The organism is Daquilactobacillus linshuiensis (assembly GCF_052828685.1).
Genome location: NZ_CM128255.1, coordinates 278526 through 299576 on the forward strand (window position 1 = coordinate 278526; position 21051 = coordinate 299576).

Below are 21051 nucleotides of genomic sequence, written 5' to 3' on the forward strand. Positions count from 1 at the left end.
GCTATGATAATTCTTGTAAGGGGTTTCATAAGGAAGGGGGTTAAAATGTCATTATCAAAAACTGAGTTACAAATGGCTCAGTATATTTTGAACAATAAAGAAGTCCATTACTCAGATTTAGTTGCACAATTCAATATTTCTAGACCAACGGTAACTAAATATCTTAACTTATTATCTGAACGTGTCAGTGATCAAAATATTACTTTAAGACGAAGTAGAACAAAGGGAATATTTTTTGAAGGTGAATTAGATAACTTTGAAAAAATATTTAAAGAAGATTCAGACTTGGTAGTTCCTGATACTCCAGAGGATAGACAAATGTATATAATAGCGACTTTGATTTTTAAAAAATCAAGAGTAACTATTGCACAATTGTCAGATCAATTATATGTGAGCAGAAGGACCATAGAATCAGATCTTACAAAAGTTAGAAATTTTATTTCCGAAAATGGTGGCACCTTGATAAATAATAGTGGTTCATTAAGTGTTGTGTTACCAGAAAAGATTAAATATCCATTTTTAATAGATGTTATACATAAATTCTGGGGAAATAAATTAATGTCTAGTAACCATGAAAATGTGGTTTTTCCATATATATTAAATAAGTATATTAAACAAAATGAAACAAAGAAGATATTTAAGTTGGTCGACAGTTTTATTGAGCAGAATAGATATAAGTTGACGGATTATGAATACGAAACCTTAATAATCTATTTAATTCTTCAACTATCTTTGACTAATTCTGATGAAAAAAAATTGGAATCAGTGATAAAACTAGAGGACGAAACTAATGAGTTGAGTAAAAGTTACTACAAAATATTTAATTACAAATTAAACGTAGAACAACTCATATATTTAAATAACTTTATTGCTCTAATCAAATTAGAGAATCATATAAAAATAAATCACGATGATGATTTAATAAGTTTAGAGTCAGATATAAAAGAATTCTTAGAAAATGATTATGATACACAGTTAATTGAAGGCTTATATCAGCATTTATCGGGTGCATTAAGAAGATATAAATTTGGAATGAATGTTTCTAACCCTTATACAGAGCAGATTAAACGGAAATTTCCATTATCTTTTGAGGAAGCATTAAAACTTATATCAAAACTAGATACTCTGATGAATACAAATCTAAGTGAGGATGAAGTCGCATTTACTGCATTGCATTTTGAATCATATTTTGAAAGAAAACATACGCCTGACAGTCCTGTAAATGCAGTGATTGTATGTAATACAGGCATTGGAACTTCCAGGTTATTAGAAGAGAAAATCAACCAAAATATGAGAAATATTGTATCAGTTAAAAGAATTCTTAGAAGTCATGAAGTACAAGACTCTGATATTCAAGAAGATTTAGTTATTTCAACAGTACCTTTGCTAAATTTTGAAAAACCTATAGTTACAGTATCACCATTTTTAACTGATGATGATAAAGAAAAAATCAAAGAAACAATACAAAAAATAAACTCAAAAAATGAATCATTCAGCTATTTTTCTAAACTATTTAAAAATGATTTGATCTTTATTGAAGAAGAAAAAGTGGAATATGAAGAAGTAATTAAAAAAGTTACAAATAAAGCTATAGAAGAAAAATTTGCTACACATGGATTAACTGAATCAGCATTAAAAAGAGAAGACATTTCAAGTACTGCAGTTGATAATATTGCTTTACCACACGCAGATACCAAATTTATAAAAGAACCATTCATTTCTGTTGTGATATCTAAAAAAGGAATTTCTTGGATGTCTGCAAATGTAAAAATTGTATTTTTTATGGGAATGAATGATCAAACTAGTCCATATATTCGAAAATTTTATCATTATTTAAATGATGTAATTGAGAACAAAGAACGAATATCTAAATTAGAGAATGCCAAAAACATTCAAGAAATTTTAAATATATTAACTGGAGAGAAATAATGTCAAGCGAAGTACTATTAAAGGATTGTGTAATAACAGACTTAAAAATAAATCCTGCAAAAAAAGATGTAGCATTAGCAGAAATTGCGAAAGATTTAGGATCAATATTAAATGTGGATGCTAAACAACTTGAAAAAGGTTTATTAGCAAGAGAAGAAGAAGGAACGACAGGATTTACAGATGGAATTGCCATTCCTCATACACAAGTTTCTGATTTAAATGACGCAAGAATTGGAGTCGTAACATTTGAAACACCAATTTCTTGGGAATCTTTAGATGGGAAAGATATTGAAATTGCTACAGTGTTGTTAACACCAAATAGTAATGGAAATCAGGATCATTTGAAGTTATTATCAATGCTTTCAAGAAAATTAATGAATGAAGAATTTGTAAAACAATTACATGACAATAAACACAATCAAGATGGCTTGTTTAATATGATTGCAGAAATTGTTAATAAATAAAGGAGTATACAAATGACAAAAATAGTAGGTGTCACAAAATGTGCTGTCGGTATAGCACATACATATATGGCAGCTGAAAAGCTAGAACAAGCAGCTGAAGCAAAAGGCTATGATGTAAAAATTGAAACACAAGGTGCATCTGGTACTGAAGATGTTATTACAGATGAAGACGTAAAAAATGCAGATGTAGTCGTTTTAGCAAATGATGTTGCAATTGACGGTATGGATCGTTTTGAAGGTAAAAAAGTTATCTTCAGTAATACTCAAGATGCAATCAAAGATGCAAATGAAGTACTGGATAAAATGTCTTCAGCACCAGTTTATAATGGTGGAGAAAAGAAGGAAAAAACAAGTAGTAACAGTAAATCAAAACAACAAAAACCAGCTGTAAAACAACTTCTAAACGGTGTATCACACATGATTCCATTTGTTGTTGTTGGTGGATTGTTTATTGCTTTGTCAATTGCTATTGGTGGACATGCAACAGCTCAAGGAATGGTTATTCCTGAAGGTACTATTTGGGCTAAGATGAATGCAGTAGGTGTATTTGGATTTACATTGATGATTCCTATTCTTGCTGGATATATTGCTGATGCTATTGCAGGACGTGCAGCTTTGGCACCAGTTATGATTTCAGCTATGGTTGCTAATTCTCCAGATATCTTAGGAACAAAAGCTGGTACAGGATTCTTAGGTGCAATTTTAATTGGTTATGTCGGTGGATATTTAGTTAAATGGATGAATAGTTGGAAAGTACCAAAGAACTTACGTCCAGTTATGCCAATATTTGTTATTCCACTACTAGGTACAGCAATACTTTCAGGATTATTTGTATTCTTGCTTGGTGGACCAATTTCATGGTTAATGACAGCACTACAAAATATGTTAACGGCATTGTCAAAGAATCCTTCAACAAGTATTGTTTTAGGTGCAATTATTGGAGTTATGGTTGCTTCAGATATGGGTGGCCCAATTAACAAGATTGCTTTCTTATTCGGTGTTGCTTCAATCACAGCTAATACTCCACAAATCATGGGAATAGTTGCATGTTGTGTTGCCGTACCTCCATTGACAGTTGGAGTTGCCGCAGCAACACGTGGAAAACTATTTAGTGAAGAAGAATCATCAGCTTCAATTCCAGCTATTCTAATGGGATTAATTGGAATTACAGAAGGCGCAATACCATTTGCTGCAGCAAATCCAAAACGAGTATTTCCAAGTATTATGATTGGTAGTGCGGTAGCAGGAATTATGGGTGCAATCTTTAAAATAACTGACGTTGTTCCTCATGGTGGACCTATTGTTGGTGTACTAGGCGCAACAAATAACTTAGGATTGTTCTTATTATCAATCTTAATTGGAGTAATTGTTGGATCAGTACTACTAATTGTTCTTCAAAGTAGAGCAGTAAGAAAAGCAAAATAAAGACTAAAATCTAAGTACTACAGAAAAAATGACATTGAATTCAATGTCATTTTTATTTAGACAAAGAGATTTAAGAAATTGAATTTGTTCCAAATGGTAAGAGATTTCTATTTATTGAATACGCATACAATGATAGAATAAAAACATATTAATTTGATAAGAGGTAATTAATTTGGAACCATTATTTTTGAAACCATACTTCCAACCAAAAATTTGGGGTGGTCGTAAGCTAGAAACGATATTTGATTATGATATTCCAGAAGGTGATATTGGTGAATGCTGGGCAATATCAGGACATCAACATGGACAAAGTGTTGTAATAAATGGTGAATATGCTGGCACAAAATTAGGTGATTTATGGAATGAACATCGTGAACTGTTTGGTGATGCAAAGGGGGATGTTTTCCCACTATTAACCAAAATTCTTGATGCTGAAGATAGTCTATCTGTTCAAGTTCATCCAGATAACGCATACTCAAAAGAACACGAAGGAGAGCTAGGAAAGACTGAGTGCTGGTACATAATTGATGCCGAAGAAGGTGCAGAATTAATTTATGGACATAATGCAAAAACTCATGAAGAACTAAACTCAATGCTAGAAAACGGACAATGGAATGACTTATTAAGAAAAGTTCCAGTTAAAAAAGGAGACTTTTTCTATGTGCCAAGTGGTACAGTTCACGCATTGAATAAAGGAATCATGGTGTTGGAAACACAACAAAGTAGTGATACAACATATCGTATGTACGATTACGATCGCGTTGATAAAAAAACTGGTGAAAAACGCGAACTACACATTAAACAATCAGAAGATACAATAACGGTTCCCCACGTTGATCCAAAAATTAATATTGAAACAAAAAAAAATGGCAAAAATTTAATTAATACATTTGTTCATTCCCCACAATCACCATTTTTTGCAGTTTATGAATGGTTGATAAAAGATGAATTAAATCTACAACATAAAGATGGTAAATATACATTAGCATCAGTAATTACAGGTTCAGGTAAATTAGTGACTGATGGTAATGAATATGAACTAAAAAAAGGAGACCACTTCTTAATTCCAGCACAAATAAGTAATTGGACAATCAGTGGAGATTTGCAATTGATTTCAAGTGAGAGTGAAGAAAAATAAAAAGCTATTGGCTATTAAAGCCGGTAGCTTTTTTATTTATCACTAAAAATTTGTGTACTTAATTTAGTTATTGTATCGGTACATAAGTTTGGAGATACTGATTTTTCAGACTGTGAATTAACTATTGCGGCAGCATAGGAAAAGGTTAAATTATCTTTCCAAGATAGTCCTTGAGAGAGTCCTTTAATAAGAGAAGAAGTAAATACAGCATTTGAGCCATTTAAATTTGAAACACTTATTTGAGGTTTAGTGATTTTTAATCTTTTTTTAGAAGAAAAATAATGTAACCCATCTGTAACGTCAAAAATAATAACATTTTTTATTCCCATTTTTAATAACAAATTAGTAGCTTGTTTGATATTTAAAAAACTGTATCCTCCATCAATGATTAGTTTTACTAACTCTTTTTTTGTTGTGATTAAAATATCTATTTTCGAAGCGCTTTTTAATAAGCGAGAATTCTTATTTAATGATACTGTTTTAACAATTATAGGTACATTAACATGATTACATAAATATAGAATTGATTCTCCAGATATATTTGTGTCAATAATACAAAACTTTGATTGATTAATTTTATCAATATATTTTTCAAGAAAAATTGGAGTTATCTGTTCATATATTCTCATATCCTCAACCCCAACATATCGTTTTCCGTCAGGATTAATTACATATAAGAATGAAGATGTTCTTTCATTTTTTAAACGTTCGCAGCATTCAATATCCATATTGTTTTCATGAGAATTATTTATGAACTTATCACCGTTGATGTCATCACCGTATACAGAAATAAAATTATTTGATATTGATAATTTTGTTAAAGCTAAAGCAATGTTTCTTCCAGCACCTCCTAGAGATTGTATTATGTTTCCTGGATTGGAATTATATGTTATCAATTGTTCGCTTGATATACCTAAAGTATCAATATTAATACCTCCAACAATAGATGCTACTTTGTTATCTGTTAGTAAATATCCTCGTCCTTTTATAAGCCCTTTTTTAGTTAAATTATGTATGTGGGTTGCAACTCCAGAGCGTGTTATTCCTAATTTATAAGAAAGATCATTTTGAGAAATAAATGGATTATCCTTTATTAGTTTTAGAATTTCATTTTCTCGATTAGACATATTTTCTCCTTTATGAATATTACACTTATGTTTAATTTGGTGTGATCGCTTTCATTAATTATACAATTAATTCGTTTTTTTACCAACATATGTTTAGATTTTAAACTATTGTTTGATTGATGTGTAAGCGCATGCTAAAATGATTTTATCAAATATATTTAGTAAGGAGGAAATGATGAACGAAGACTATGTGGTTGTTGTTGGAGGACTTAATTTAGACTTAGCAGGTTTATGTGGAAATGTTTATCGAGAGAGATTCTAACAGTTGGAAATATTAAGATTAATTAATGTAGGCGGATTAGGACAAAATATTGCACAAAATTTAACAAGACTTGAAGTACCTTCATACTTAATTACTGTTTTTGGAGATGACTACTTTGGAAATATTTTGCAAGAAGAATGTCAAAAAGAAAATATAAATTTAGACTATGCTGAACAGATTAAAGGTGGGGTTAGTTCAGCATATCTATATGTAACTAATGAAAAAGGCGATATGGTTACTGCAATCAATGATATGAAAATCGTTGAGAATATTACTCCTGATTTTTTAAACAAAAGAATAGATTTTATAAATAATGCTTTAATTTGTGTGATTGATGGAAATATTTCTCAAGATTCTATAGAGTGGCTTGCCGATAATTTTAAAGTTCCAATATTTGCCGATCCAGTATCAATAGCCAAAGTAGGTAAGTTCAGAAATGTCTTAAATAAGCTAGATACTTTTAAGCCTAACGAATTAGAAGCGGGGTTGTTAACTGGTATTGAGATTAATGATCAAGATAGTGCTATAAAAGCAGCTAAGGCGTTGGATGAGTGTGGAGCAAAAAACGTATTTATTTCAATGGGTGCAAAAGGAATATTGTGTTCAAGAGATGGTGAAGTAAATATAATTCCTACAATTGCAGAAAAAATCGTTAGTGCTAATGGAGCTGGTGATTGCAGTATGCAGTATGGCAACAATAACCTGGGCTGCGTTTTACTATAAACATTCACTACCCTTAAAAGAAGTAAGACAACTGACTCAAGCTGCGGCAAGTTTAACTTTAGAATCTGAAAAAGCAGTTTCTTCAGATTTAAGTATTAGAAATGTAATAAATGGAGCTAAAAAATTTATGGAAATGGTGTAAAAAATGATAAAAAACAAATATATTCAATTGTAAATTATAACGAAGCGGTGGCAACAATGGATGCTGGTGCGGATCATATAGGACTTGTTCCAATGCAAAGTGGATGAGTACCTGCACATAGGGTGCCTTTTGATGTTGTTGATAGAATTGCTGCTGAAACTAGAAGGCGTGGAGTGAAGTTTGTAGCAATTATGTTAAACAAAGATGTTGACGAAATGATTTTCATTGCTAAAAGAGTGAAGCCTGATATTTTACATATTGCTGGTATGGATTACACAGCAGATAAAGAGTTTGCTGATAGATTACATAGAGAATGTCCTGGTGTTGAACTAATGCAAGCAGTTTTAGTAGATGGTCCAGATGCAGTTAATAGAGCAAAAGAATATTCTGAATATGTAGACTATATCCTTACTGATTCTGGATTAGCAGCTGATACAGGAATTGGTGCAAGTGGGGAAACTCATGATTGGAATATTGACGCAGAAATTGTTAAGTCAGTAAATATTCCGGTAATAATAGCTGGTGGATTAGGACTAGATAATGTTGCTCAATGTGTTAAAGAAGTAAAGCCTTACGGTGTAGATTCACTCACAAAAACTAGTTATAAATATAGTGATGGTGTAATGGAAAAAGATATACCAAAAGTTGTCGAATTTTGTAAAAATGCTGATGAAGCATATAAAGAGTTGAATTATTAGAATGAAAATTGTAAATAACAGAATTACCGCCAAATCTATATTTATTTCTTTATTGGGGATTTTTACAGTATGCATAGGATTGGCATTTAATAATAATACTTTGCTTGGGAATGATCCTGTTGGAATTGTATATGATGGAATTAGAGCTTTTTTTTGGACTAAATAGAGTGCAATTGGGATTTGTATCAAATTTTGTAAATATTGCTCTTATAATATTCTTATATTTTTTTGAAAGAAAGTATTTAAATATTGGAACAATTTTATATCTTGTACCGTATGGAACTTTTATTTCAATTGGAAGTAACTTATATCCACATATTTTTACGGGTACAGATATATCAATAAGAATTTTAGCAGGAATTGTTGGATGTTCTTTATATTACATTGGTATAAGTCTATTTGTGGCAAGTGATATTGGTGTTGATCCATTTAACGGATTTATGTTTACTATACGAGATCATACACGATGGAGCATTAGAAGATCTAAAATTACAATGGATATTGTTTTAACAATAGTTGGTCACTTGTTAGGCGGAATGTTTGGATTAATCACAATATTTACAGCACTAACAACAGGTCCAGCTATTCAGTTTTTGAGTATGAAGTTTAGAAAATTAATATATAAGAGGTAAGTAAAATTGGATTATAAATTAGAACAAAATGTAAAAGTTATTGTTTCTTATGAATTATCAAAAAGTATTTTAGAAATTATTTCAGAAAAAAAGTTTAAAAAACCAATGATTGTCATTGATAAATTTTTACTTGAAACATCTGAAATTAAAAAGATGTTATCTGAATTGAAATCTCAAAATATTAATACGGTTATTTATGATCAAGTTGTTCCAGATCCACCAACAGAAGTGGTTGACAACGGAGCTAAGATTTTCAAAGAAGAAAATTGTGATTGTATTATTGGTATTGGAGGAGGAAGTTCAATTGACTCAGCACGAGGAATAAATATTGTTAGAACTTTCGGTGGAAAAATTAGTGAATATGCTAATGGAAAAGAAATACCTAATAGGGTTGAAGGATTAATTGCAATTCCCACAACTTCGGGAACTGGTAGCGAATTATCAAATGCTTTAATTGTTACTAATAAAGAAACAGAAGAAAAATTAGCAGTTTTGTCTAATAATGCTGTAAGTGAATTTGCTATTTTGGATCCTAAGTTAGTTGCTACTTTACCTAAAAATATGACAATTGCAACGGGATTAGATACTTTTGCCCATGCAGCAGAAGGATATACATCACTATTGTCATCACCAGTTACAGATGCAATTTGTGAAAAAATCATGTACTTAGTTGTTAAATATTTACCCAAAGCAGTTAAAAATGGAGATGACTTAGAAGCACGTCAAGAAATGATGGTTGCGGCTGCACTAGGTGGTTGGATATTAAGTAATGCAGGAACACATGTGGGACATTCACAAGCACACGTAATTGGGGCTAAGTATAAGATCCCTCATGGAATGGCCTGTGCATATGCATTACCAGGAACACTCCAATATACTTCAGTTGTTAAAATGAAAAAAATACGTGAAATAGGGTATATTTTGGGAGCGAGTTTCCCTGAAGACGCTACAGATTTAGAAATTGGAGAAGTTACAGCAGAAAAATTCAAAGAATTTAGAGATGAAAAATTAGGATTACCTGCATTTTCTACTTTTAATATAGATGAAAAAGAAATGTTAAATAATATTGATAGATTGATGAAGGAACGATTTGTCGGCAATTCACCAATGAAAATTGATGAAGATTTATCTAGAACATTATTAAAGATGTTTGGATAAGGAGATAACTATGAGTATAATTAGAGGCCTTATAGGACTATTGTTTATTTTTGCGTTAGGATTCTTGATTAGTTCAAATCGAAAAAAAATTCGATTTAAACAAATGGGAATTATGCTTGGATTACAATTGATTATTTCATTTTTATGCTTACATACAACCGGTGGAGAATCAGTTTTAACTGGGATTTCCAATTTTTTTAGTTGGTTAATGGCACAAGCCGCAGATGGAGTAAACTTTGTGTTTGGCGGTATCTCAATTACAAAAGGAAGTTCAGTATTCTTCTTTAATGTATTAATGCCGATTGTATTTATTTCAGCATTAGTGGGTATTTTGAATTATATTAAAGTTTTGCCTTTTATTATTAAATGGGTTGGTAAAATAATAAATAAGATTACCGGAATGGGAGAACTAGAAAGTTATTTTTCGGTTTCAACAGCAGTATTAGGACAACCAGAAGTGTTTTTGACTATCAAGGAACAAATTTCTAAGCTATCGTCAAAACAATTGTATACAATATGTGCTTCATCAATGTCAGCGGTTAGTGCTGCAATGTTAGCATCTTATATGTCTATGGTAGACGGAAAATTTGTTGTAGTAGCAGTCTTCTTAAATGTTTTTTCAGCATTAATAATCTCTTGTATAGTAAATCCATATGAACCTAAAGAAGAAGGTTTTGAAACAAGAGAAGATGGTATTGCCAACAAGGAACGTGAACCATTTTTCCAAATGTTAGGTGAGTATATTTTAGATGGTTTCCACTTAGCTGTAACAGTAGCTGCAATGCTGATTGGATTTGTTGCATTAGTAGCATTTTTAAATAATATATTCTCATTTTTCTTTGGATTTAGCTTTACGCATGTTTTAGGATATGTGTTTGCACCAATTGCCTATTTGATAGGAGTTCCAGGAAAAGATATTGTAAAAATCGGAAGTATAATGGCTACAAAATTAATTACTAATGAATTTGTTGCAATGGGCGAATTAGCTAAGATTGTAAAATCATTGACTCCAAAAGGTGTTGCAATGATTTCTACATACCTAATAAGTTTTGCAAACTTTGGAACTTTAGGAATAATATCAGGATCAATCAAAGCAATTGATGCTAAGCAAGGTAAGATTGTTGCTAAATATTCTTTAAAGCTGTTATTAGGAGCCACAATGGCATCATTATTAACTGCGACAATGGTAGGACTTTTCTTTTAGGATTTGAAAATTAAATAATTATAACAAGTAAATAAATACTTGACATATGAATAAAAGGTATTATACATGTAAGTAATAAAGTAGTTTGATAAAGGGAGTTTCTTTTTTACTGAAATAGAAACAATAAACGAATTGGGTTACTTGATGTCTATTTATTTTAATAATAATGAGTGGTAGTTAATCTACAATTTAGGTGGCCGCGGTTTATCCGTCCTATTCTTTAGAGAATAAGACGGTTTTTTTTTATAAAAAATTGGAAATGAGGAAAAGTTATGAATAAAAAAATTGTTTTAACGGGTGATAGACCAACTGGAAAACTTCATATAGGACATTTTGTAGGATCTCTTGTTAATAGAGTAAAGATGCAAAATGAAGGTAATTATGAGATGTATGTCATGATAGCTGATTTACAGGCTTTGACTGATAATGCTAGCAATCCAGAAAAGGTAAGAGATAGTGTTCTTCAAGTTGCATTGGATTATTTAGCAATTGGACTTGATCCTAATAAAATAAATATATATATTCAATCTCAAGTACCAGCATTATCGGAAATAAATATGTATTTTTCTAATCTAGTAACAGTTTCTCGTTTAGAAAGAAATCCAACAGTTAAGTCTGAAATTAAATAAAAAGGATTTAATCAATCGATTCCAGCTGGATTTCTAACTTATCCAATTAGTCAAGCAACCGATATTACAGCATTTAAGGCAGAACTTATACCAGTTGGAGATGATCAAAAACCTATGATAGAACAAACTCGTGAAATAGTCAGATCTTTTAATAGTACTTATGAAGATGTATTAGTTGAACCAGAAGGAATTTTTCCACCTGAAGGACAGGGTATAATACCTGGATTAGATGGAAATGCTAAAATGAGTAAATCATTAGGAAATACTATTTATTTATCAGATGATGAGGAAACTCTTTATAAAAAAGTTATGTCAATTTACACTGATCCCAATCATATACATGTTAGTGATCCAGGAAAAATAGAAGGAAATATTGTATTTACTTATTTAGATATTTTTGGAAAAGACCGTGATAAAATTGAAGATCTAAAAGTTCACTACCAAAAAGGTGGACTTGGTGATGTTGAGATAAAAAAATATTTATTTGAAGTTTTAAATAGTATTTTAAAACCAATTCGTACTAGAAGAGAAGAATATGCTAAAAATCCTAACTTTGTATATAAAATGTTAGAAGATGGAAGTAAAAAAGCTAATGAGATTGCTAACCAAACACTGTATGAAGTGAAGAGTGCAATGGGCATTAATTACTTTAGAAAATAAGCCTATAAATTCGAAATAAGCCTATAGATATTCAGATAATGGTTGGGGATATGTTGCCACAGATGGAACAATTGCAAATGTTAGTGCATTATGGATGATTAGAAATGTTGCATCCATTCCTTTTGCTGTAAAAGAAGTCATGCCTGAGTTAGTTAAAGATAAAAGCGAGTGGGAACTTCAAAATATGTCAATAAAAGAATGTTTAGACTTGCTTGATGCAACAGGTGAAAGAAAAAATGAAGCTAAAGCAGCTTCGGCAAGAAGTGGAAGAAACTTACAAAAATTAGGGAAATGGTTGGTACCTTCAACAATGCATTATTCATGGCAAAAAGCATTAGACATAACGGGAATAGGTGAAGATAATTTAATAGTATTGCCAGTAGATAATCATTATCGTGTTGATATAGAAAAAATGGAACAAATTATTAAAGAAAATGTCGATGATGGTATTCCTATATTAGGAGTTGTTGCGGTGGTTGGATCTACAGAAGAAGGTGTCATTGACCGAGTAGACAAATTTGTAGAATTAAGAGAGAAATTCCGTAAACAGGGAGTGGATTTTGCAATTCATATCGATGCAGCATATGGTGGATACGGTAGAGCAGTACATATAGATGAAGATAATAATTTCATTGAATATGACAAATTAAAAGAAAATTTTGAAAAATATGGTATTTTTACTGAAAATAATCAATTCTTAAAAAGAAATGTGTATGAAGCATATAAAGCAATTGCTCAGAGTGATTCAGTAACAATTGATCCTCATAAAGTCGGATACATTCCTTATAATGCCGGTGGATTAACAATCGCAGACACTAGAATGAAAGATTCTCTTACTTATTACGCCCCTTATGCATTTCAGGAAGGTGTAGCTGTTCCTGCCTCAATTGGACAATTTACACTGGAAGGCTCAAAAGCAGCAGGATCTGCAGCTGCTGTCTGGGCCACAAATAAAGTATTACCATTAAATATTGCAGGATATGGAAGATTAGTAGCTCGTAGTCTATATTCATCACACAAGTTTCATGATTTATTTGATGGTCAGAAATTTACTGTTAATGGTAAAACAATTGTTTCACATGCTGTATATGATCCTGATTTTAATATGATTTACTGGGTATATAAAGAAGAGGGAAATAATAGCTTAAAAGACATGAATGAATTGACTCAGGCATTTTATGATTATACTTCGTCAGCAAAAGGTGGAGATATTTATAATTTAGATTTCCTCACTTCAGCAAGTACATTTAGCTCAGATATTTATGGAAAATCTCCAGTTACTTTTATTAAGTCATTGGGAATAAAATAAGAGGAATATGACAAAGAAGAAAAATTAGAAATACTACGTGCATCAACAATGTCTCCCTGGGTATATAACGAAGAAACATTTAATTATTGGGCACCAAGAATAACAGAAGCAATACAGGGCCGTCTAGAGTTAATTTCTAAGACAGAAGGGATTATCTAGTAAGTACTGATTAAGTAATTTACTGATAACAAGGTTAAAGAGAAATAATGATACAAAGTTTAACTGGAACTTTTGCAGATGTAGGTGGAATCGTAATAGATTCAATACTTGGCAATCTTATAGGAAAGAAAATGAATGGTAGTTATAAAGACATTTTACTATCTATTCTGGGATTCATAGCATTTGGTGTTGGATTTGAGAGTGTAGTTGTGTACATGCAAAAATCACAATACGCAGTCTCATTTATAATCTCACTTGTGTTAGGAACAGTACTAGTTACATGGTGGGATCTAGAAGGGAAAATAAATAAATTAACTGCAGGAAAGTCTGAAGGATTATCAAAATCTATTGTTACTGAAGTTATTCTATCAACTTTAGGTGCTTTACCAATTGTAGGTGCTATTATGGCTGCTACATCGCATAATTTTACATTTTTATTTGTTAATTCATCTTTAGATTTTGTAATGGTTATTATACTAGCCGCAGCTGATGGAATTGGTATAATGATTACTGCACCAATTATCTTTCTTTTCCAGTTTTTAATAATTTTAATTTCAACTTTTGCTAGAGGATGGTTGAGTGACCCCTTTATCACAGAAATAGCAATTCTGGGTGGATTTATGGTTGCTGCATCAGGCCTAAGTCTATTAAAATCTATTAAAATTAAAAGATTTAAAAGCTGCAAATATGATGCCATCGCTATTAATTCCAATTATTTTCTTCGCAATTAAAGGAATTTTTCATATTTAAAAAATATGACTATAAATTATTTAAGAGATTAAGGAATTAACTTAATCTCTTTTTTATTTCTTAAAAATTATTTTGGAGAAAAATATTTGTGATAAAAAATGAATCAAAATTATTGAGCAAGTTAAAAAGTACTAACCTTGTTTGAAAATAAAGGATTCGTTGATAATAAGCGTTATTTATTCAAGTTGTCTGATGATTTTCGGGAAGTTTTAATAAATAAACTATTTTCAGTTGATTTCATTTAAAATAACCAGATATATCGTAAAAAAAGATAATATGGACATTTTTGATCTTGTGGATTGAGAGACTTTTTAATTTCACACAGGATTTCATCATGAGGTCTTTTGTTTATTCGAAAGAGGGAGAGGAATTTTTAAATTATAAATACTTTAAAATGATATTTGTATATCGTGATATAATGCGAATTAAAAGTTAAAAAATAGAACAGTATAAAAGCTGAGGTAAGAACGTATCTATTACTTATAAAAACCCTTGGAAATTACTGATTAATAAAGAGATGAATAAAACACAATTACGTGATTCAACTGGGGTAAGTGGAAATGTCATCGCTAAGTTCAATAAAAACAAGCCAGTGGCATTATTAGTGTCTTTGATGAAAATTGCAGAAACATTGGAAGTTGATATTGGCGACAACATCAATTTAGGATAAAGTAATATCAAGAAATGAAAGACGAAGGTTATTTGCCTGTGTTAGAAAAAAGAACAGAATTAACTAACAATCGTGATAACGTAATTGAAAATATCAGTGCGGCAAATATTCAAGAAAATTTGCTACGCGAAACAATGCCAGATATCCTTGATATTTTGTTGACTGAACGTACTACTTCGACAACGAGAACAAAAAAATATCATCTGGGCGAATGAGAATTATATTCGTTATGGATTCAAAGAATATTCAGAAAAAACAAATAAAGCCTGATTTGATTACTGGCACTCGAGGTCAACTAATTATGCCACGTGCTTTGAAATCTCGTGAGTTGCAAAAGAAACTTAATATTATAGCTAGCAATAATTATTTCACTAAAAAACAAGAAAGTTATCAAAAATCCAAAATAGAAATTTTGCTCAACCTCTCTAAAGAGCAAAATGATTGGGGTCTTGATAAAATTCGAGAACGTGATATTCGTATTTCAGATGAATTTTTTAATGTGTTAAGAAAATGGGGATTAAATCGTGTGGATATTCAGCCTGAAGAAGCACTGACACCGATACCAGATAAACGATTAGATGATTATCAAAGTTTTATCAAAATGTTTAAATTGGAAGATTCTAATAAATCCAGAGATAAGTTTTTGAAAATGTAACTCAATAAAAAAAAGAATTATAATAGTCGATAAGGAAAAAGTATGTTAAAAAAAGGATCATTATTTTATGATATTGAAAAATATTTAGAAGAAAATAGATCTTTTAGAAAAGATATTGATAGATCAGCAAAGATAAAAGGACGCATGCTTATTACGTGTGGTGATGCACCCGATGACCTTGAGTTAGAAATTGACGAGGTAAGACCATATAGTATATTTGAAGCATCATTTGACTTTTGCGATTACACAATGTCAATTGCACTGTATATGGATAAAATTGAAGTATAGGTAGTCTATGGATAATACCTCAAAATGATGAAATGAGTGAGGACGTTGATTCCGATTTAGTAGAATTTTTCATTAAAATTTTAATGAAAAGTATTAAAAATGATGGTTTTGGTATTCCTCTATATACATTTATTTTGGATGATGATTCGTATTATTATCTTTCTCTGTCTCTCCCTAAAAAAGAAGATGAACATGAATTAACAAGATATAATAAACAATATTTAGACAAAGTTGCATTATGTGGATGTTGTTATTGCCTAGATATTTTTGAAACTTCAAGAATTAATGAATGGACAGATGATGGTGAGACTGCAATTTGTCCTTATTGTGATATTGATGCTGTAATTCCTGAAAAAAATGGTTATGATATTTCTCCCCAATTTTTAAAGGAATTACGTAAAAAATGGTTTTAGTTCAAAAAAAGACGAGTTCATAACTCGTCTTTTTCTGTGCATTCAAAATTATTGAATATAATTTTACTTTTGCGTTTTTTGTTTTTTTGATTTCGTTTATCTTTATCGCTGATAAATCCTATCTGATCAAATAACTCTATTAATAAAATTATTAAATATACATTGTTTTTATCTGATATATTGATTGAAATATGAGGTCCGTTTTTTAATAAAATGGACTGTGTGGTAGCTATTTTTTTTGTTCCTTTTCTAATTAAAAAGGTAAACTTCTTTGTATTTCCACCAACTAACATTTGTAACTTTGGTATATAGATAAAGTTGTTAGCAAAATAAGATAGCACAACAAATCGACCGGAGATTTCATCTGGTATTAAAAACTCATAAGTATCTAACATCGAATTGACACTTTTAATAGTTCCAAGTGTGTTTTGTTTTAAATCTGTTAATACTAGTGAGTTTTTATTTTTATGAATTATATATTTAGCTTTATATTCATTATCATATACAACTTTTGTAGTTGCACTGTTGAACTCTAAATAAAACTCCATAGTCTAGCCTCTTTTTTAGAGATTTATAGCTTTTTTTATTGCTTTGGCAACTCCATCATTTACGTTTGTATCTGTTTGCATATTGGCAATTTCTTTTATTTCTGGAATGGCATTTTTCATTGCAACTCCGACTCCAGCCATTTTAATCATTGAATAATCGTTTAAATTATCTCCGATTGCCATAATTTCTTCTGGCTTATAGCCTTGATGCTTTGCGTAGTCTAATAATGCCAATCCCTTTTGAGCCATTTTATCATTAATTTCGATATTGTTAACTGATGAGGATGTAACAACCAAATTACCATCTTCGTTATCTTTTGCAATTAGATCTTTTAAATAATCACGTCCTCTTGAATCAAAGGCAATCACTTTTAATATGTCGTAATCATTATTGCCCAAAATTTCGTCATAAGAATTAATATAGTTGGTTGTCATTAATTTTAATTTTTCTTCAGAAATCTTCATGGCTTCTGCCATTGTAAGACCTGGATTCAAAAGAATCATTAAATCGGCAACACTTGATAGTCGCTTGTCATAACTATTCGAAAAAATCCCTTTATTAGTAATTAATTCAAAATAAATATCTTCGTTACTGAATTTGTCAGTGATTTTTTTTACTAGTGCTGGTTTTATTTTGTGAGTATCAACTACTTGTTGTTTGGTATTAAATACTTCAGCACCATTTAATGTAATGAATCCTGAATTGATATGTGCATATTCAAAAAATGGTCGAGCTTCTTTAATTCCTCTTCCTGTGGCAACTAAAAATTCTATACCTGAATCTTGTGCTGCTTTTATTGCGTTTGCATTATTATCTGAAACTTCCATCTGATCATTTAGTAAAGTTCCATCCATGTCAGAAGCGATTAATTTTATCAAAAAATATTCCTCCAAATGTTATTCTATACATGTAGAATTTTATCATATATATTTAATTTAGGTGGTTAGAGATATGCATAGATTTATTAATAATGATTGGCAGGATGTTTTACAACCTGAATTTGAAAAAGATTATTATAAAAAACTTCATAATTTTTTAAAAAATGAATATCAAACACAAACTATCTACCCTGATATGCATAATATTTATCAAGCTTTTTCTTGGACTTCATTTAAAGATACTAAAGTAGTGATTTTGGGACAGGATCCTTATCATGGCCCTAATCAGGCCATTGGATTAAGTTTTGCTGTTGCTCCGGGTTGTAAAATTCCGCCTTCATTGCAAAATATATATAAAGAATTATATAGCGATTTGGGAATTGAACCAGTTGATCATGGTTATTTGAAATCCTGGGCACAACAGGGCATATTAATGTTAAACACTGTTTTAACTGTTAGAGAACATCAGCCTAATTCTCATCAGAATAAAGGTTGGGAAAATTTAACTGATGCTGCTATAAAAAAATTATCTGATAGAGGTCATGTGATTTTTGTTTTATGGGGTAATTCGGCTAAAGCTAAAACTTCTTTAATTGATCAAAGCAAGAATAAAATAATTAGTTCAGCGCATCCTAGCCCTTTTTCAGCGCATCGAGGTTTTTTTGGAACGAAACCGTTTTCCAAAATTAATGAATTACTGGTAGAATATGGGATGGAACCAATAGATTGGCAATTACCTAAAAAAGTATAAGTTGGAGGAATGATGATGGATTTATTTGACACTTTAAAAACTAAAATTAATGGTAAGAACTTGAGAATAGTATTACCAGAAGGTGACGATCCTAGAATTATTGAAGCTGCTGCTAAGTTGCAACAAGAAGGAATCGTAGTGCCTGTATTATTAGGAAAAAAAGAAGAAATAGTTAAAAAAGCTGAAGAGCTAAGTTTTGATGTTTCAAAAATCGAAATGATTGACCCTAATAATTATTCAGAATTTGACGAGATGGTTACTGCATTTGTCGAAAGAAGAAAGGGCAAGAACACAGCTGAACAAGCACAGACTATGTTATTAGATCCTAATTACTTTGGAACAATGCTTGTTTATATGGATAAAGTCGATGGACTTGTATCTGGTGCTGCTCATCCAACTGGAGATACTGTTAGACCGGCATTACAAATAATTAAGACAAAACCTGGTGTATCAAGAACTGCTGGTTCATTTATCATGCAAAAGGGTGATGAAAGATATTTATTTGCTGACTGTGCTATAAATATTAATCCTAATGCTCAAGAATTAGCTGAAATAGCAGTTGAAGCTGCAAATACAGCTAAATTATTTGATATTGATCAAAAAGTTGCCATGTTGAGTTTTTCAACTAAAGGCTCAGCTAAGTCTGACGAAGTTGATAAAGTTGCTCAAGCAACCAAAATTGCTCATGAACTTGATCCTGATTTGGAAATTGATGGCGAATTACAATTCGATGCTTCTTTTGTGCCAAGTGTTGCTAAATCAAAAGCTCCAGATTCTAAAGTTGCTGGTAATGCTAAGATATTTATTTTCCCAGAACTTGAAGCTGGAAATATTGGTTACAAGATTGCTCAAAGAATGGGTGGTTTTGAAGCGATAGGACCAATTTTGCAAGGAATGAATAAACCAGTTTCTGACTTATCTCGTGGTGCTAATGCTGAAGATGTATATAAGGTTTCAATTTTGACAGCTGCTCAAACATTGATTTAATATGATTATATGAAAAAAATAGTAAATAACGCAGAAGAGACAATAAATTTTGGAAGTAAACTAGCAACATCTCTACAAGCTGGGGATGTTGTTTTGCTTGATGGAGAATTAGGAGCAGGTAAAACAACTCTTACTAAAGGTATCGCGGAAGGTTTAGAAATTAATAAAAATGTTAAAAGCCCAACGTTTACTTTAGTAAGAGAATATTTAGACGGACGTATTCCTTTATATCATATGGATATGTATCGTTTGGAGTTTTCGGATCCTTTTGAAGTAGGAATTGATGAGTACATTGGAGGGGACGGGATATCTGTTATTGAATGGTCAGAGTTTATTTTGGATCTTTTACCTGATCAATATTTAAAAATAGAAATTAATAAAATCAGTGATAATTCAAGATCAATAGAATTAACTGCAACAGGTGCTCATTATGAAGATATAGTCAAAGAGGTATCAAAAAATGAGTGATGAATTAATAATACGACCTGCAATACCAGATGATTCTATAAATTTGGTCAACTTTTATAAAAAAATTCAGAACTATCCATTCTTAGAAGTACCAGAAGTTAATGTTTCAGATGAAGATATGAAAGTAAATATCGCTAAAATCTATGATTCCTTAACTGATAATTTAGTAGTAGCAATCAATGATGATCAAATAATTGGTTTTAGTAATATTGATAATGGCGAATTAGGCATTGTCGTTGACAAAGAATTTTGGAATTTTGGCGTTGGCAGTGAGTTAATGATAGACACAATAGATTGGTTTTTAAATCTATCAAATTTAGAAAAGATATGGCTTGAAGTTTATTTAAAAAATGAATCTGCAATTCATTTATATGAGAAATTTGGATTTATTACTGTAAGTAAAAATGACAATATTTTAAAAATGGAATTAAAAAAAGATGATTAAGTTAACTTAATCATCTTTTTTAGTCTTTCAAATCCAAATTCATTAGCAGTATGTAACAGTATTTCAGCGCATGCAACGCTATCGTATAGAGCGTTATGATGTTGCTTTAAATCGATATCTAACATCTCAGATACTGTATTAAGTTTGTGGTTAGGAAAATCTGGATAAAATGCCTTACTTGTTCTAACTGTATCTATTGTAAGATAATGAGGAACATTTATTTTGTAAGAATTTAATGTAGATTTTAATACACTATTATCAAATGAAGCGTTATGCGCTGCGACTAAATGATTAGCGTCAAAAAGTGGATATATGTGATTCCAAACTTGATCAAATGTTGGAGCATTTTTTACATCTTCTGGATGTATGCCGTGCACTTGAATATTTCTGTAATCAAATTGGTCTTGTGGATTAATAAGTGAATAAAAACTATCTACTATTTCATTATTGCGAACCATAACCAGCGCAATTGAACATGCACTTGAGCGATAGCGATTTGCGGTTTCAAAATCCATCGAAATAAAATCCATATATATCT

The 21051-nt window shown here is 30.8% G+C and carries 24 protein-coding genes and 2 pseudogenes; 22 read left to right on the plus strand and 4 right to left on the minus strand.

Annotated features, from left to right (window positions below; all coding sequences use genetic code 11):
• Positions 1–45 precede the first annotated feature (45 nt).
• The 4 genes from ACUV9F_RS01495 to manA all read left to right on the plus strand — a co-directional run bounded on the left by ACUV9F_RS01495 (position 46) and on the right by manA (position 4956).
• Positions 46–1929: a BglG family transcription antiterminator gene (locus tag ACUV9F_RS01495; protein ID WP_446183927.1), complete on the plus strand. Its 1884-nt coding sequence runs from the start codon at positions 46–48 to the stop codon at positions 1927–1929.
• On the plus strand, positions 1929–2393 hold the full coding sequence (locus tag ACUV9F_RS01500; RefSeq protein WP_446183928.1) for a PTS sugar transporter subunit IIA: 465 nt from the start codon (positions 1929–1931) through the stop codon (positions 2391–2393). Before ACUV9F_RS01495 ends, ACUV9F_RS01500 begins: the two co-directional genes overlap by 1 nt.
• A gap of 12 nt (positions 2394–2405) precedes the next feature.
• Complete coding sequence (locus ACUV9F_RS01505) at positions 2406–3818, plus strand: PTS fructose transporter subunit IIC (RefSeq protein ID WP_446183929.1); 1413 nt, start codon at positions 2406–2408, stop codon at positions 3816–3818.
• Positions 3819–3990: 172 nt separating this feature from the next.
• On the plus strand, positions 3991–4956 hold the full coding sequence (gene manA / locus ACUV9F_RS01510; protein WP_446183930.1) for a mannose-6-phosphate isomerase, class I: 966 nt from the start codon (positions 3991–3993) through the stop codon (positions 4954–4956).
• 32 nt (positions 4957–4988) lie between these two features.
• Here the strand turns inward: manA and ACUV9F_RS01515 are convergent, their stop codons facing one another.
• On the minus strand, positions 4989–6083 hold the full coding sequence (locus ACUV9F_RS01515) for a PfkB family carbohydrate kinase (RefSeq protein ID WP_446183931.1): 1095 nt from the start codon (positions 6081–6083) through the stop codon (positions 4989–4991).
• Positions 6084–6348: 265 nt separating this feature from the next.
• On the opposite strand from ACUV9F_RS01515, the gene ACUV9F_RS01520 reads away from it, so the two are divergent.
• From ACUV9F_RS01520 to ACUV9F_RS01585, 14 genes and pseudogenes are all read left to right on the plus strand, one after another.
• Complete coding sequence (locus tag ACUV9F_RS01520) at positions 6349–7068, plus strand: PfkB family carbohydrate kinase (protein ID WP_446183932.1); 720 nt, start codon at positions 6349–6351, stop codon at positions 7066–7068.
• Entirely contained in the window at positions 7034–7210 is a 177-nt protein-coding gene (locus ACUV9F_RS01525) for a hypothetical protein (protein WP_446183933.1), read from the plus strand. Before ACUV9F_RS01520 ends, ACUV9F_RS01525 begins: the two co-directional genes overlap by 35 nt.
• Before the next feature lie 122 nt (positions 7211–7332).
• Complete coding sequence (locus ACUV9F_RS01530; protein ID WP_446183934.1) at positions 7333–7908, plus strand: phosphoribosylanthranilate isomerase; 576 nt, start codon at positions 7333–7335, stop codon at positions 7906–7908.
• A 131-nt stretch (positions 7909–8039) separates the two neighbouring features.
• Positions 8040–8540, plus strand: a complete 501-nt coding sequence (locus ACUV9F_RS01535; RefSeq protein WP_446183935.1) for a YczE/YyaS/YitT family protein — start codon at positions 8040–8042, stop codon at positions 8538–8540.
• Positions 8541–8546: 6 nt separating this feature from the next.
• Positions 8547–9698 carry an iron-containing alcohol dehydrogenase gene (locus ACUV9F_RS01540; RefSeq protein ID WP_446183936.1) on the plus strand — a complete coding sequence of 384 codons (1152 nt, stop codon included), beginning with the start codon at positions 8547–8549 and terminating at the stop codon, positions 9696–9698.
• A 10-nt stretch (positions 9699–9708) separates the two neighbouring features.
• Positions 9709–10902 carry a NupC/NupG family nucleoside CNT transporter gene (locus tag ACUV9F_RS01545; protein WP_446183937.1) on the plus strand — a complete coding sequence of 398 codons (1194 nt, stop codon included), beginning with the start codon at positions 9709–9711 and terminating at the stop codon, positions 10900–10902.
• 272 nt (positions 10903–11174) lie between these two features.
• Positions 11175–12191: pseudogene (gene trpS / locus ACUV9F_RS01550) on the plus strand (tryptophan--tRNA ligase).
• Between the two features lie 310 nt (positions 12192–12501).
• Positions 12502–13659: pseudogene (locus ACUV9F_RS01555) on the plus strand (pyridoxal-dependent decarboxylase).
• Positions 13660–13706: 47 nt separating this feature from the next.
• The gene (locus tag ACUV9F_RS01560) at positions 13707–14390 is read left to right on the plus strand and encodes a DUF554 family protein (RefSeq protein WP_446183938.1); all 684 of its coding nucleotides are present in this window, start codon (positions 13707–13709) and stop codon (positions 14388–14390) included.
• Between the two features lie 524 nt (positions 14391–14914).
• Positions 14915–15079, plus strand: coding sequence for a helix-turn-helix domain-containing protein (locus ACUV9F_RS01565; RefSeq protein WP_446184334.1), 165 nt, complete (start codon positions 14915–14917; stop codon positions 15077–15079).
• A gap of 14 nt (positions 15080–15093) precedes the next feature.
• Positions 15094–15294 (plus strand): hypothetical protein, encoded by a 201-nt coding sequence (locus tag ACUV9F_RS01570; RefSeq protein ID WP_446183939.1) that lies wholly within the window; start codon positions 15094–15096, stop codon positions 15292–15294.
• Positions 15295–15308: 14 nt separating this feature from the next.
• Entirely contained in the window at positions 15309–15734 is a 426-nt protein-coding gene (locus ACUV9F_RS01575) for a GmrSD restriction endonuclease domain-containing protein (RefSeq protein ID WP_446183940.1), read from the plus strand.
• A 42-nt stretch (positions 15735–15776) separates the two neighbouring features.
• Positions 15777–16022: a hypothetical protein gene (locus ACUV9F_RS01580; RefSeq protein ID WP_446183941.1), complete on the plus strand. Its 246-nt coding sequence runs from the start codon at positions 15777–15779 to the stop codon at positions 16020–16022.
• A 32-nt stretch (positions 16023–16054) separates the two neighbouring features.
• Positions 16055–16435, plus strand: coding sequence for a hypothetical protein (locus tag ACUV9F_RS01585; protein ID WP_446183942.1), 381 nt, complete (start codon positions 16055–16057; stop codon positions 16433–16435).
• A 17-nt stretch (positions 16436–16452) separates the two neighbouring features.
• On the opposite strand, the gene ACUV9F_RS01590 is transcribed toward ACUV9F_RS01585, so the two are convergent.
• Entirely contained in the window at positions 16453–16983 is a 531-nt protein-coding gene (locus ACUV9F_RS01590; protein WP_446183943.1) for a hypothetical protein, read from the minus strand.
• Between the two features lie 15 nt (positions 16984–16998).
• Positions 16999–17862, minus strand: a complete 864-nt coding sequence (locus ACUV9F_RS01595) for a Cof-type HAD-IIB family hydrolase (protein WP_446183944.1) — start codon at positions 17860–17862, stop codon at positions 16999–17001.
• A 73-nt stretch (positions 17863–17935) separates the two neighbouring features.
• Here ACUV9F_RS01595 and ACUV9F_RS01600 point away from each other — a divergent pair, with 73 nt between their 5' ends.
• The 4 genes from ACUV9F_RS01600 to ACUV9F_RS01615 are packed head-to-tail and all read left to right on the plus strand — an operon-like array spanning position 17936 to position 20513.
• Positions 17936–18613: a uracil-DNA glycosylase gene (locus tag ACUV9F_RS01600; protein WP_446183945.1), complete on the plus strand. Its 678-nt coding sequence runs from the start codon at positions 17936–17938 to the stop codon at positions 18611–18613.
• Between the two features lie 15 nt (positions 18614–18628).
• A complete protein-coding gene (pta, locus tag ACUV9F_RS01605; RefSeq protein WP_446183946.1) occupies positions 18629–19600 on the plus strand; it encodes a phosphate acetyltransferase in 972 nt (323 codons plus the stop codon).
• A gap of 9 nt (positions 19601–19609) precedes the next feature.
• Positions 19610–20068, plus strand: a complete 459-nt coding sequence (gene tsaE, locus ACUV9F_RS01610; protein ID WP_446183947.1) for a tRNA (adenosine(37)-N6)-threonylcarbamoyltransferase complex ATPase subunit type 1 TsaE — start codon at positions 19610–19612, stop codon at positions 20066–20068.
• Positions 20061–20513 carry a GNAT family N-acetyltransferase gene (locus ACUV9F_RS01615; RefSeq protein WP_446183948.1) on the plus strand — a complete coding sequence of 151 codons (453 nt, stop codon included), beginning with the start codon at positions 20061–20063 and terminating at the stop codon, positions 20511–20513. The genes tsaE and ACUV9F_RS01615 overlap by 8 nt, the downstream gene beginning before the upstream one ends.
• Here ACUV9F_RS01615 and ACUV9F_RS01620 read toward each other — a convergent pair.
• Positions 20510–21043 carry a 3'-5' exonuclease gene (locus ACUV9F_RS01620; protein ID WP_446183949.1) on the minus strand — a complete coding sequence of 178 codons (534 nt, stop codon included), beginning with the start codon at positions 21041–21043 and terminating at the stop codon, positions 20510–20512. The genes ACUV9F_RS01615 and ACUV9F_RS01620 overlap by 4 nt on opposite strands.
• Between the last annotated feature and the right edge of the window lie 8 nt (positions 21044–21051).

Bases quoted from the DNA above. Each gene is read 5' to 3' on its own strand.
- ACUV9F_RS01505 (WP_446183929.1), top strand. From the start codon at position 2,406: ATGACAAAAATAGTAGGTGTCACAAAATGTGCTGTCGGTATAGCACAT.
- tsaE (WP_446183947.1), top strand. From the start codon at position 19,610: ATGAAAAAAATAGTAAATAACGCAGAAGAGACAATAAATTTTGGAAGT.
- ACUV9F_RS01590 (WP_446183943.1), bottom strand. From the start codon at position 16,983: ATGGAGTTTTATTTAGAGTTCAACAGTGCAACTACAAAAGTTGTATAT.
- ACUV9F_RS01525 (WP_446183933.1), top strand. From the start codon at position 7,034: ATGGCAACAATAACCTGGGCTGCGTTTTACTATAAACATTCACTACCC.
- ACUV9F_RS01560 (WP_446183938.1), top strand. From the start codon at position 13,707: ATGATACAAAGTTTAACTGGAACTTTTGCAGATGTAGGTGGAATCGTA.
- ACUV9F_RS01545 (WP_446183937.1), top strand. From the start codon at position 9,709: ATGAGTATAATTAGAGGCCTTATAGGACTATTGTTTATTTTTGCGTTA.
- ACUV9F_RS01495 (WP_446183927.1), top strand. From the start codon at position 46: ATGTCATTATCAAAAACTGAGTTACAAATGGCTCAGTATATTTTGAAC.
- ACUV9F_RS01580 (WP_446183941.1), top strand. From the start codon at position 15,777: ATGTTAAAAAAAGGATCATTATTTTATGATATTGAAAAATATTTAGAA.
- ACUV9F_RS01515 (WP_446183931.1), bottom strand. From the start codon at position 6,083: ATGTCTAATCGAGAAAATGAAATTCTAAAACTAATAAAGGATAATCCA.
- ACUV9F_RS01535 (WP_446183935.1), top strand. From the start codon at position 8,040: ATGATGGAATTAGAGCTTTTTTTTGGACTAAATAGAGTGCAATTGGGA.
- ACUV9F_RS01600 (WP_446183945.1), top strand. From the start codon at position 17,936: ATGCATAGATTTATTAATAATGATTGGCAGGATGTTTTACAACCTGAA.
- ACUV9F_RS01575 (WP_446183940.1), top strand. From the start codon at position 15,309: ATGGATTCAAAGAATATTCAGAAAAAACAAATAAAGCCTGATTTGATT.
- ACUV9F_RS01570 (WP_446183939.1), top strand. From the start codon at position 15,094: ATGAAAGACGAAGGTTATTTGCCTGTGTTAGAAAAAAGAACAGAATTA.
- ACUV9F_RS01620 (WP_446183949.1), bottom strand. From the start codon at position 21,043: ATGGATTTTATTTCGATGGATTTTGAAACCGCAAATCGCTATCGCTCA.
- ACUV9F_RS01585 (WP_446183942.1), top strand. From the start codon at position 16,055: ATGAGTGAGGACGTTGATTCCGATTTAGTAGAATTTTTCATTAAAATT.
- ACUV9F_RS01615 (WP_446183948.1), top strand. From the start codon at position 20,061: ATGAGTGATGAATTAATAATACGACCTGCAATACCAGATGATTCTATA.
- ACUV9F_RS01500 (WP_446183928.1), top strand. From the start codon at position 1,929: ATGTCAAGCGAAGTACTATTAAAGGATTGTGTAATAACAGACTTAAAA.
- pta (WP_446183946.1), top strand. From the start codon at position 18,629: ATGGATTTATTTGACACTTTAAAAACTAAAATTAATGGTAAGAACTTG.